Annotated in this window: 9 protein-coding genes and 1 other annotated feature; of the genes, 3 read left to right on the top strand and 6 right to left on the bottom strand. The window is 40.9% G+C overall.

Going from position 1 to position 12,001, the window contains the following annotated elements:
- Nucleotides 1–165: 165 nt before the first annotated feature.
- From clpB to rluD, 3 genes are all read right to left on the bottom strand, one after another.
- A complete protein-coding gene (clpB, locus tag PSF27_RS20445; protein ID WP_206084782.1) occupies nt 166–2,739 on the bottom strand; it encodes an ATP-dependent chaperone ClpB in 2,574 nt (857 codons plus the stop codon).
- Nucleotides 2,740–2,863: 124 nt separating this feature from the next.
- Nucleotides 2,864–3,598 carry a purine nucleoside phosphorylase YfiH gene (gene yfiH / locus PSF27_RS20440; protein ID WP_272682157.1) on the bottom strand — a complete coding sequence of 245 codons (735 nt, stop codon included), beginning with the start codon at nt 3,596–3,598 and terminating at the stop codon, nt 2,864–2,866.
- A complete protein-coding gene (gene rluD, locus PSF27_RS20435; RefSeq protein WP_272682156.1) occupies nt 3,598–4,575 on the bottom strand; it encodes a 23S rRNA pseudouridine(1911/1915/1917) synthase RluD in 978 nt (325 codons plus the stop codon). Before rluD ends, yfiH begins: the two co-directional genes overlap by 1 nt.
- A 137-nt stretch (nt 4,576–4,712) precedes the next feature.
- On the opposite strand from rluD, the gene bamD reads away from it, so the two are divergent.
- The 3 genes from bamD (at nt 4,713) to pheA (ending at nt 7,582) form a co-directional block, all read left to right on the top strand.
- Nucleotides 4,713–5,444, top strand: a complete 732-nt coding sequence (gene bamD / locus PSF27_RS20430; protein WP_206084797.1) for an outer membrane protein assembly factor BamD — start codon at nt 4,713–4,715, stop codon at nt 5,442–5,444.
- 350 nt (nt 5,445–5,794) lie between these two features.
- On the top strand, nt 5,795–6,124 hold the full coding sequence (gene raiA, locus PSF27_RS20425) for a ribosome-associated translation inhibitor RaiA (RefSeq protein ID WP_206084780.1): 330 nt from the start codon (nt 5,795–5,797) through the stop codon (nt 6,122–6,124).
- Between the two features lie 141 nt (nt 6,125–6,265).
- Nucleotides 6,266–6,384, top strand: a sequence feature (Phe leader region).
- Between the two features lie 25 nt (nt 6,385–6,409).
- Nucleotides 6,410–7,582, top strand: coding sequence for a bifunctional chorismate mutase/prephenate dehydratase (gene pheA, locus PSF27_RS20420; protein ID WP_206084779.1), 1,173 nt, complete (start codon nt 6,410–6,412; stop codon nt 7,580–7,582).
- 48 nt (nt 7,583–7,630) lie between these two features.
- Here the strand turns inward: pheA and PSF27_RS20415 are convergent, their stop codons facing one another.
- The 3 genes from PSF27_RS20415 to PSF27_RS20405 form a co-directional block, all read right to left on the bottom strand.
- Nucleotides 7,631–9,196: a methyl-accepting chemotaxis protein gene (locus PSF27_RS20415; protein ID WP_272682155.1), complete on the bottom strand. Its 1,566-nt coding sequence runs from the start codon at nt 9,194–9,196 to the stop codon at nt 7,631–7,633.
- Between the two features lie 313 nt (nt 9,197–9,509).
- Complete coding sequence (gene tyrA, locus PSF27_RS20410) at nt 9,510–10,631, bottom strand: bifunctional chorismate mutase/prephenate dehydrogenase (protein WP_206084777.1); 1,122 nt, start codon at nt 10,629–10,631, stop codon at nt 9,510–9,512.
- Nucleotides 10,632–10,644: 13 nt separating this feature from the next.
- A complete protein-coding gene (locus PSF27_RS20405) occupies nt 10,645–11,739 on the bottom strand; it encodes a 3-deoxy-7-phosphoheptulonate synthase (protein WP_272516353.1) in 1,095 nt (364 codons plus the stop codon).
- Nucleotides 11,740–12,001: the final 262 nt, after the last annotated feature.

The following is a 12,001-nucleotide window of genomic DNA, read 5'->3' as shown; positions in this document are numbered from 1 at the left end:
GTGTTTTTTTGAAAATAATTTTCAACTGATTATCTTTTGCACTTCACGCCCAGTTTTAGACCAAAAAAAGCGATTTTCTAACCAAATTGATAAGAAAAAGGCGGCATATCGAATGCCGCCTTTAAGTTTTACTACTGAATCAACGAACTAAACTTCCTTCATTGATTACTGTTTTGCTACGATTTCGTTGTTTTCAACATCTAAAACAACAGGTTTTCCTGGAAGTAACCGACCAGACAAGATTTCTTGTGCTAGCGGATTTTCAATTTCCTGCTGAATTGCACGTTTCAACGGCCTTGCACCAAAGATTGGATCAAAACCTGCTTCACCAATTTTCTCAAGTGCTGCTGGTGTCGCGGTAACTTCATAACCGTGCTCTTCAAGACGTTTATATAAACGAGCCAACTGAATATTTGCAATATTCGTAATTTGCTCTTTGCCTAGTGGGTGGAAAACAACCACTTCATCAATACGGTTAATGAACTCAGGCCTGAAGCTGTGAGATACCACTTCCATCACCATATCTTTCATCTCTGAGTAACCAATCATGCCAAATCTTTCTTGAATTAAGTCAGAGCCCAGGTTAGATGTCATGATGATTACTGTATTACGGAAGTCTACGGTACGGCCTTGACCATCCGTTAAACGCCCATCATCCAACACTTGCAATAAGATGTTAAAAACATCAGGGTGTGCTTTTTCAACTTCGTCTAGCAAAATGACAGAATATGGACGACGTCTGATAGCTTCTGTGAGATACCCACCTTCTTCATAACCAACATACCCTGGAGGTGCCCCCACTAAACGTGATACCGCATGTTTTTCCATAAATTCGGACATGTCGATACGCACCATTGCATCGTCACTGTCGAACATAAAGTTCGCCAATGCTTTACATAACTCGGTTTTACCGACCCCTGTTGGCCCTAAGAACATAAAGGAACCAATTGGTCGATTGGGATCAGACAACCCTGCACGGCTACGACGGATTGCATTCGATACCGCCACTACTGCCTCGTCTTGACCAATCACACGTTGATGGAGTTGCTGTTCCATACGTAACAGTTTCTCTCTTTCGCTTTCCAGCATTCTTGAAACAGGGATGCCAGTCCAGCGCGCTAGAATTTCAGCAATTTCAACGTCAGTCACCTTGTTACGTAAAAGCTTCATGCTTTTACCTTCCGCTTTAGTTGCGGCTTCAAGTTGTTTTTCTAATTCAGGAATACGACCATATTGTAATTCAGACATTTTTGCTAAATCACCCATACGGCGCGCTTTTTCCATTTCGATACGCGTATTTTCCAGTTCTGCTTTAATATGCTGAGTGCCCGTTAACGAGGCTTTTTCCGCTTTCCACTCTTCTTCTAACGCAGAATATTCACGTTCTTTCTCTGTCAGTTCTTCTTCTAACATTTCAAGACGTTTTTTACTCGCCTCATCCGATTCTTTTTTCAGTGCTTGCTGTTCAAGTTTCAGCTGAATAATACGGCGTTCTAATCTATCTAAGGATTCAGGTTTTGAATCCATTTGCATACGCAGGCTTGCACCCGCTTCATCAATTAAGTCGATAGCTTTGTCTGGCAACATACGATCGGTAATATAACGATGCGATAACGTTGCTGCTGCGACGATCGCAGGGTCAGTAATTTGTACATGGTGATGAAGCTCATAACGCTCTTTTAAACCACGCAAAATTGCAATCGTGTCTTCTACTGAAGGCTCTGCGACATACACTTTTTGGAAACGACGTTCTAACGCGGGGTCTTTTTCAATGTATTGACGGTACTCATCTAACGTCGTAGCACCAACACAGTGTAATTCTCCACGGGCAAGCGCAGGTTTCAACATATTCCCCGCATCCATTGCACCATCTGCTTTACCTGCACCAACCATGGTATGCAATTCGTCAATAAAGAGAATAACGTTGCCTTCTTGTTTTGCGAGGTCATTCAAAACAGCTTTTAAACGCTCTTCAAATTCACCTCGATATTTAGCCCCCGCAATCAAGGCCCCCATATCAAGGGATAAAACACGTTTGTTTTTTAGGCCTTCAGGTATTTCACCATTCACAATACGTTGTGCCAGCCCTTCAACAATGGCGGTTTTACCTACACCAGGTTCACCGATCAGCACTGGGTTGTTTTTTGTACGACGCTGTAATACTTGGATAGTACGGCGAATTTCTTCGTCGCGGCCAATCACTGGGTCTAATTTGCCTTGTTCTGCACGTTCAGTTAAATCAACAGTATATTTTTTCAAGGCTTGGCGCTGGTCTTCAGCGCTTTGGTCATTCACTTTTTCTCCACCACGCATCTGTTCTATTGCCTTTTTTAAATTATCTTTATTAACACCTGCTGCTTTGAGCATGTCTGCTAATGTTGTATTGGCTTCTAAAGCGGCGATAAGAAATAATTCAGAGGAGATAAAGTCATCTCCGTGCTTTTGTGCCAATTGATCACATAGGTTCAAGTGACGCATTAAGTCACTTGATGGTTGAACGTCTCCTGCCACACCTTGTACTTGAGGCAAACGCCCTAATGCATCTTCAATCTTTTGCTTAAATTGCACCGCGTTAACGCCAAGTGTCGTCAGCAAAGGACGGACTGTGCCACCTTCTTGATTAAATAAGGCACTTAATAGATGAATAGGTTCGATAAACTGGTTTTCACGCCCAAGGGCTAAAGATTGGGCGTCAGCGAGAGCTTGCTGGAATTTATTAGTTAAACGATCCAGACGCATAACACCTCCGATAAATGAGATTAAATTTGCTACTGGATACTAGATGAGGTCTATTTTTAAATATTCAAGTTTTGCATTGAATAATTTTTGTTATATCTGTTAATTTAGAGTAAAACGCTAAACACTAGTTATTTACCCATATCAAAGAAGCCATTCTTCCCGTTTTTCCCTCACGTCGGTAGGAAAAAAATCTGTTTTCATCACTTACCGTGCAAAAATCGCCACCATAAATGGCATTAATCCCTACCGCATTGAGCTTTTTACGGGCTAATAAATAGATATCAGCAAGATACTTTTCATTATGAGACGTAAAAGTAGAAGCTAAATCAGATGATTGATTAACAAACGCCTGTTTAACTTCAGAGCCCACTTCAAATTTTTTTGCACCAATTGCAGGGCCGAGCCACGCTATTATTTCATTAGCAGGACTAATAAATTGACGAACCGTATTTTCAAGAATGCCATTGCATAACCCCCGCCACCCTGCGTGAGCCGCTGCAACTTCTGTTCCCGCTTGATTACAAAATAAAACAGGCAAGCAATCCGCCGTCATAATGGCACAAACTTGCCCTGCTTGATTGCTATACACTGCATCTGCTTGTTTGTTTTTGATTTCACCACCATTAAGATGAAGAACGTGCGTACCATGGACTTGCTCAAGCCACACAGGTTGTTGTGGTAATTGAGCAAGTTCAACAAGGCGCTGGCGATTTTCACTGACGGCTTCAGGGCGATCGTCTACATGGTCGCCAAGATTCAAACTGTCAAAAGGTGGCAGGCTCACACCACCCGCACGGGTTGTGCTACAACTTGATACGCTTTTAGGCTGCGGCCAATCAGGGAAAATCAGTGTGCTCATTACCAGTCCATATTGTCTTTATGAAGTTCAGTATCTGCCTTTAAGGCTTCAATAAGCTTAACCATATCATCAGGTAGTGGTGCATGCCACTCCATTTGAATACCTGAAATTGGGTGATATAAGCGCAGCATTGTTGCATGCAGTGCTTGCCTATCGAAATTACGCATCACTTCTAAAAACTCTTCGGTGGCACCTTTTAATGGGCGAGGACGGCCACCGTATAATTGATCGCCAATTAATGGATGGTTAATATGTGCCATGTGAACACGAATTTGGTGCGTTCTACCCGTTTCTAAACGTAAACGTAGACGCGTGTGTGCTCTAAAATGCTCCATGATGCGGTAGTGTGTGATCGCTGGTTTACCCATTGGGTGAACCGCCATGTGAGTTCTTTTCGTTGGGTGGCGAGAAATCGGCTCTTCAACCATACCACCAGCAGTCATACGACCCACCGCCACCGCTTCATACTCACGCGTAATTTCTCTTAACTGTAAAGACTCGACTAGATGGGTTTGTGCTGGAACGGTTTTTGCGACCACCATTAGTCCAGTGGTGTCTTTATCAAGACGGTGAACAATCCCTGCTCTTGGAACATCAACAATTTCTGGGTAACGGTATAATAAAGCATTTAGGATTGTTCCGTCTGGGTTTCCAGCCCCTGGGTGTACAACTAATCCACGCGGTTTATTAATAATTAGGATATCTTCGTCTTCATAAATAATGTTAAGTGGAATATCCTGAGGTTCCCAACGATTATCTTCTTCAATAAGGGCATCGATTAAAATTTGTTCACTACCTAAAACTTTTTCCTTTGGCTTATTGATAACTTTGCCATTAACCTGCACTCTATCATCTAAAATCCACTCTTTTATGCGTGAACGTGAATAATCAGGGAACAATTCGGCCAAAGCCTGATCTAAACGTTGACCGAGCTGTGATTCAGCGATAGTTGCACTAAGTTGTACTTGTTGAGCCATAAATTAATCTACTTTTTGGTGTTTGTATTTTGACGGCGCTGCCGTTTCATTTAAAATATATGCTATTGTAACTCGAATTTTGCCGGGAGCCTTATGGATAGACTCCCTCGAAACACTCAGAGGATAACCTACACGTGATGATACGTATGAAAAATCTGGTGGCTGCAGCCACGTTGAGCCTGGTTTTAGCTGGGTGCTCCAGCAACCCTGAAGTCAGCCCTGATAGCTCCCCAGCTGAAATCTATGCAACGGGTCAGCAAAAACTACAGGACGGTAACTTTAAAGCTGCCATCAAACAGTTTGAAGCCCTTGATAACCGTTATCCGTTTGGCCCATACGCCCAGCAAGTTCAATTAGACCTGATTTACGCCTATTATAAATCAGCTGAGCTGCCTATGGCGATAGCGGCAATTGACCGTTTCATGCGTTTAAACCCGACCCATCCAAATATTGACTATGTACTTTACATGCGCGGTTTAACCGCTATGGCCTTGGACGATAGTTTACTGCAAGGCTTATTCGGTATCGACCGTTCAGATAGAGACCCTCAGCACGCTCGCGTCGCCTTTAAGGACTTAAGCCAGCTAGTTCGCTACTATCCTAACAGTATGTATGCAAACGATGCTAGCAAGCGCTTAGTCTACTTAAAAGAACGTTTGGCAAAATTCGACCTTTCTGTGGTTGAATATTACAACAAACGAGGTGCTTATGTCGCGGTTGTTAATCGCACAGAACAAATGCTGAAAGATTACCCAGACACTGAAGCAACACGTAATGCCTTGCCATACATGGAAATTGCGTATAAACAAATGGGTTTAAACCAAGAAGCAAATAAAGCCGAAAGTATTATTGTTGCGAACCCACAATAATCTCGAGTTTGATCTAAAACAGCAGCCTCGGCTGCTGTTTTTATTTGTCTGATTGGCTTCCAATCGTTACCGTATTCTTTTACTTTTTTATTTGTATTAATCAATCTTTTAGATTAGCTAAATTTTAACCCAAAAAAAGATCCGACTATTAACCGTACCGATAGCCAACCTAATCAGTCTCCACTAATCCATTCATTTTGGCAATGCTTTTCCTCCCCTTTTTTATACAAAATCACACTTCGGATGCGTGTTGACTCTCCCCTGAATCAGATGTGATCTACATCAATTTTTTATTACTGATAACGCGTATTCTGAATTCATCAAAGACGGAAACAATGAGAGGTAACACTATGATAGTGAACATAACTAGCAAACAAATGGATATTACCCCAGCTATTCGTGAACACATTGACAGCCGTCTAACAAAATTGGATAAGTGGCAAGTTTCCCTGATAAATACGCATATTGTTTTATCAAAAGAGCCACAAGGTTTCATGGTTGATGCAAATATCAAAACAGCGACAGGTAAATTAGTCGCTAGCGCCAAACATGAAGATATGTACGTTGCAATAAATGAACTGATCAACAAACTCGAAAGACAACTCAATAAAGTGCAACATAAAGGAGAATCAAGAAGAGCCAACAATAGTGTAAAAGAAGCGAACCTCGTTACGTTATAATTTTATATTATCTATCAACTTATCTTGAAACTTTGTAAAACGCGCCTGCAATAGGCGCGTTTTTTATGTTTATGATTCTTTTTTATTGACTTCTTATTGCGTATCGGGTTTATTTGAATCAAGTTTATTTAAAGGTATTCACATGAAACGTAATTTTGTTTTCTTTTTCTTCTTTAGCAACTCCTAATTAGGGGCTTTTGTCGTTCAAGAAAGAAAAGAAGACAAAATTAGAAAGCCCCCAACTAGGGGGCTTTTTTTATATCACGACATTACAGGGTGGGCAGGATGGAAAACAGCACTAATTTACTGAAAGTAAGAGAAAAAATAAGCCAGTTAGATAGTGAGCTCCTAAACCTTTTGGCAAAACGCCGTGGGTTTGCGGCAGAAGTTGCGGAAACAAAAATTGATGACAACCGCCCTATTCGTGATAAAGACCGCGAACGTCAGCTTTTAGATGTGTTAATTAATAAAGGTAAGCTACTGGGGCTTGACGGCTTTTATATTACTCGCTTATTTCAGATGATCATTGAGGACTCTGTATTAACCCAACAAGCGATTTTACAAAAGCACTTAAACTTAACACCAAGTGACACTGCCCGTTTTGCTTTTTTAGGCCCCAAAGGTTCTTACTCACATATCGCGGCTCGCCAATATTCGGCCCGCCATTTTGACCAACTCGTCGAATGTAGCTGTAATAAATTCCAAGATATATTTTCATTAGTCGAAAGTGGACAAGCAGAGTACGGTATTTTACCGATTGAAAATACCAGTTCTGGCGCCATTAATGATGTTTATGATTTACTGCAAAATACATCACTCTCTATTGTGGGGGAAATCCGTTTACCCATTAACCACTGTTTGCTTACCACGGGTAATACTGATTTAAGCCTCATTGATACGGTTTACAGTCACCCCCAACCTTTCCAGCAATGCAGCCAATATTTAGCCCAGTTCCCACAGTGGAAAATAAAATATTGCGACAGTACATCAACTGCGATGCAAATGGTGGCGGAGCAAGACTCCCCTAATGTTGCAGCCCTGGGCAGTGAAGCAGGTGGCGCACTGTATAACTTACATGTTGTTGAACACAATTTAGCAAACCAACAAATCAATATGACCCGCTTTATTGTCGTTGCACCACAGTCTATTGAAGTCACTGAACAAGTTCCTGCTAAAACCACGTTATTAATCACCACAGGTCAGCAAGCTGGTGCATTGGTTGATGCGCTAATTATCTTAAAAAATAATAAGATTATTATGAGTAAATTAGAGTCTCGCCCAATTAATGGCAAACCTTGGGAGGAGATGTTTTATGTGGATGTTCATGCGAACTTACGTTCAGATAACCTGCAACAAGCACTCAAAGAACTTTCTGCAATTACGCGCTCAATAAAAGTGTTAGGCTGCTATCCATCTGAAAATATTGTTCCCGTTGAACCTGAAAAAGTAGCACCATAATTAAACGTAAAAAGGCTGCTTAAATAGAAAAGCAGCCTTCATTCAAAATTATACCGTCGTTTCTGACTGGTAGTTAGAATTAACGCGGAAGTAATTCACGAGTTTTTTTAGATGGAATGCTTGTTCATTTAATGAGTCTGCCGCCACAACGGACTCCTCGACTAAGCTAGCATTTTGTTGCGTGGTTAAATCTAACTGCCCTACAGCACTGTTAATTTGTGAAATGCCATCGCTTTCTTCTTGGCTTGCTTGGCCAATTTCTCGTAATAGCGTGTTCATTTCTTTCACACTATCAATCATGCCATGAATTTGTTCTGTCGCTTTCTCTACGAGCTCCATACCTTCTTTGGTTTGCGATGAAGAGTTCTCAATCAGCCCTTTGATATCATTGGCTGATGCTGCACTTTTTTGTGCCAATAAACGTACCTCTCCCGCAACGACCGCAAAACCACGACCATGTTCGCCTGCTCTTGCCGCTTCAACCGAAGCATTTAATGCCAGAATATTGGTTTGGAATGCAATGGAATCAATTAAGTTAATAATATCAGTCATCTGTAATGATGACGAATTAATAGCTCGCATTTTATTCGTCAGCTGATTCATCATTTGACCATTATTCTGCACAACAACGGCCGCTTGTTCCGCTAACATACTTGCTTCATGAGTATGTTCAGTGGTGTTTTTTACTGTTGAGGTAATTTGTTCCATAGAACTTGCTGTCTCTTCAACAGATGCGGCTTGTTCTTCGGTGCGGGCGGCTAAGTTCTGGTTACCTGCCACAATTTGTCCAGCGGCCGCGGAAATACTTTCAGAACCTCTTTGCACCTCTTGAACAATTTCAACTAACTGGCCTTTCATGTCATTCAATGCATTTAATAAAATACCTGTTTCATCTTTTGAATCTACTTTAACGTCTTTCGTTAAATCACCACTCGCAATAGACTGCGCTAAACCAACCGCATTTTCGAGTGGTCGGGTTATCATAATGGTAATAAACCAGCCCATCGCACAACCCGCAGCAATGCTGATCACAGAAAGAATCGCCAGTAAAATTTTATTGCTTTCATAATCGGTATTGACGGTACGCCCAATATCCTGCATTTCTAAATCTTGGATAGCCATTAGCGTTTGAATATGGTCTCGATAATCACGCTGAATGCTAGACGTTTTTACCATCATTTCATCAATAGCCGCTTGACGGTTATTTTCAGAAAGGAATGTATTGATACGAGCGATTGATGCATGAAATTGTTGGCGAATAATTCGCAATTCAGAAAGGACTTCTTTAGAACGATCATCCGTAACATTTTTTTCTAAGCTGTCCATCAATTCATTAATTTTCAATGTAATTTTGGCTAACTCTTCACGTCGCTTATCACTCCCTCGGTCATCAAGTAAAATCAATTCTTGAATACCAATAAATGAATAAAAATTATCCATCATCTGCCCTGCTGTTGAGGCAATGGGGTAACTTTCATACAGAACTTGTTTCATTCCATCATTAGCTCGGTTCATATTGGCCAAAGAAAAGAGTGAGCTCAGGATAATAAGCGTAACAAATCCCCCAAATGCTATCGTTAACTTCATACTAATTTTGAGATTTTTAAAAGACATATGTTTACCACGCTAGCCATCGTTGAATGAGTAATGTTATCGGTAAAATACGTCACATCTTTACCAGATAAATCGATCGATAATTAAATATCAATTTTATAAATCGATTAATTTACCCTTAAATAGAGGAAGATATCTGTTTTAGATTAGAAAGGAGATTTTTCAATAGAAAGCACAGGAAATAAGTAAAATTACTTATTCAAAATAAAATATCGAATTTCGAAGGTCGAAAAAGAAAGATTACCTGAAATAACAAAAAATTAACAGTAAAAAAGCCCTCTACTGCAAACAATACAATAGAAGGCGGGGATAATTACTTACGATTATCGTTGGCGCGTTGCAACAATGACTGGCTTTCTTTCATAAAATGGTGAGCATCTTCGCCGAACCACTCACTAACTTGATTAAACTGGCGAATAAATTCTGCTTTATCTTTATTTTCAAGCATTTCAATAGACTGCCCTAAAAGCTGATGATAACGGCGAATTAATTCTACGTTTTTATCTGAAGACATGATGATATCTGCATACAACTGGGGATCTTGAGCAAATAACCGCCCCACCATCGCGAGTTCTAAACGGTAGATGGGAGATGACAACTCAAGAAGCTGCTGTAAATCGATATCCTCTTTCGCCAAATTTTGCCCATAAGTGAACGTCGTAAAGTGGCGCAATGCTTGGATAAAACTCATGTTTTTATCATGCTCTTGCGCTGAGATTTCTTTCAAACGCGCCCCCCAAACTACTAGCTGTTCAAGGAACCATTGATAAGACTCAGCACCACGGCCATGACAATATGCAAAAACTTGTTTTGCTACGCTGCCAATATCGGGGCCAAACATCGGATGAAGCCCCAGAACTGGCCCTTCATGTGCCGCTAGCATGGCTTCTAATGGTTGTTGCTTGATAGATGCGATATCCATCAAAATAGTGTCTTTATCCAATTTTGGCAGTTGATTAATCACCTGAACAGTTAAGTGGATAGGTACGCTGACCACCACCACACTTGCACCCGCAACAATCGATTCTGCCTGCGGCCAATCATTTTGATTCAGCGTTTTTACTTGGTAACCTGACAACGTCAGAAGACGATGGAATAACCTCCCCATCTTCCCATCTCCACCCACAATAACTATTGGGCCAGCATTCGGGTTGAGTGTCTTGAAACCTTTGTCATTTTCACGTGCGTAAGACTCACGCATGATCCGCCGTAAAATATCCTCAATCAGATCAGGCGGGATCCCCATACGTTCTGCTTCGGCGCGCCGAGCCGCTAGCATGCTCGACTCACGCTCAGGTACATAAATTGGCAACCCATGTAAGCTTTTGACTTCGCCAACTTCCGCCACAAGTTGCAACCTTTTGGCTAGTAAATCCAATAAGGATTTATCAACCGCATCAATTTGGTCCCGTAAATGGGATAACTCAACAGACATACTAATACCTTGATCAGCTCACTTTGCTCAATTTCTGCGTGCGTTGTTCAAGCACAGGCAATAATGCCTGATGTAAATGACGCAATACAGTCTCTGTTGTCTGCCAGTTAATGCAGGCATCTGTTACAGAAACGCCGTACTGCATCGCATCGCGTGGCTGTTCAGATGTTTGGTTGCCTTCATTAATATGGCTTTCCAGCATAATACCTGTAATTGACTCATTACCATTAACAATTTGTTCGATAATTGAATCAACCACCAGTGGCTGACGGCGGTAATCTTTATTTGAGTTACCATGACTGCAATCCACCATTAGGGATGGTTCCAGCCCCGCTTTACGCATTTCAGCTTCACACGCCGCGATATCTTCTGCGCTGTAGTTGGGTGTTTTACCACCGCGTAAAATCACATGACCATTGCTGTTGCCTTTGGTGTGCAATAAGCAAACTTGGCCCGATTGGTTAATTCCCATGAAACGATGTGGCATTGCAGCCGCTTTCAATGCATTAATTGCGGTAGATAAACTACCATCAGTCCCATTTTTAAACCCTACAGGCATTGAGAGTCCTGATGCCATTTCACGGTGGGTTTGTGATTCAGTGGTTCTTGCACCAATTGCAGACCAGCTGAATAAATCCCCTAAGTATTGTGGGTTATTTGGGTCTAATGCTTCAGTTGCCAGTGGCAGCCCCATATTGACTAAGTTAGTCAATAAGTCGCGAGCAATATGAAGGCCTTTTTCCATTTGGAATGAACCATCCATAAATGGATCACTTATTAAGCCTTTCCAGCCCACAGTTGTCCGTGGTTTTTCAAAATACACACGCATCACAATATATAAGCTATCACTTAACTCTTCGGCTAATTTTTGTAGGCGTTCACCATATTCAATCGCAGCATCCACATCATGGATTGAGCAAGGACCACATACCACGAGTAAGCGAGGATCACGTTGATGGATAATATCCGCAATAACTTGACGCGATGTCGCAATGGCATGCAGGTTGCTGTGACTCAGCGGATATTTCTCTTTCAGACTCTCAGGAGTGATTAATACCTGCTCGTCTTGAATATTCACATTGTTGAGTACATCTTTTTGCATGATCATTTTTTACCTACTTAATTAGCTTATATTTGCTTGGTTTATTGTTTACATATTGTGTTTGAGTGCATGGGTAATAACATACCATGCATCGTAAACAATTCAATCCATTTATGTAAAATATTTCCACACCAGTAAACAATAATTTACACCAAATTAACTAACTGATAAATAATTAATTTAACAAAAAATAAACATTAAAATAATTTAAATTAGAACTGTGATGCATTTTATTGTAAATATTTATTTACGATTAATGAATTAATTT

It is taken from the genome of Providencia sp. PROV129, assembly GCF_028482245.1.
Lineage (GTDB): Bacteria > Pseudomonadota > Gammaproteobacteria > Enterobacterales > Enterobacteriaceae > Providencia > Providencia vermicola.
This window is presented reverse-complemented; position numbering and strand designations above follow the sequence as displayed.

What these genes read in the sequence shown, in the direction of transcription:
- rluD (WP_272682156.1), bottom strand. Translation starts at nt 4,575, where the DNA reads ATGGCTCAACAAGTACAACTTAGTGCAACTATCGCTGAATCACAGCTC.
- clpB (WP_206084782.1), bottom strand. Translation starts at nt 2,739, where the DNA reads ATGCGTCTGGATCGTTTAACTAATAAATTCCAGCAAGCTCTCGCTGAC.
- PSF27_RS20405 (WP_272516353.1), bottom strand. Translation starts at nt 11,739, where the DNA reads ATGATCATGCAAAAAGATGTACTCAACAATGTGAATATTCAAGACGAG.
- yfiH (WP_272682157.1), bottom strand. Translation starts at nt 3,598, where the DNA reads ATGAGCACACTGATTTTCCCTGATTGGCCGCAGCCTAAAAGCGTATCA.
- bamD (WP_206084797.1), top strand. Translation starts at nt 4,713, where the DNA reads ATGATACGTATGAAAAATCTGGTGGCTGCAGCCACGTTGAGCCTGGTT.
- pheA (WP_206084779.1), top strand. Translation starts at nt 6,410, where the DNA reads ATGGAAAACAGCACTAATTTACTGAAAGTAAGAGAAAAAATAAGCCAG.
- tyrA (WP_206084777.1), bottom strand. Translation starts at nt 10,631, where the DNA reads ATGTCTGTTGAGTTATCCCATTTACGGGACCAAATTGATGCGGTTGAT.
- raiA (WP_206084780.1), top strand. Translation starts at nt 5,795, where the DNA reads ATGATAGTGAACATAACTAGCAAACAAATGGATATTACCCCAGCTATT.
- PSF27_RS20415 (WP_272682155.1), bottom strand. Translation starts at nt 9,196, where the DNA reads ATGTCTTTTAAAAATCTCAAAATTAGTATGAAGTTAACGATAGCATTT.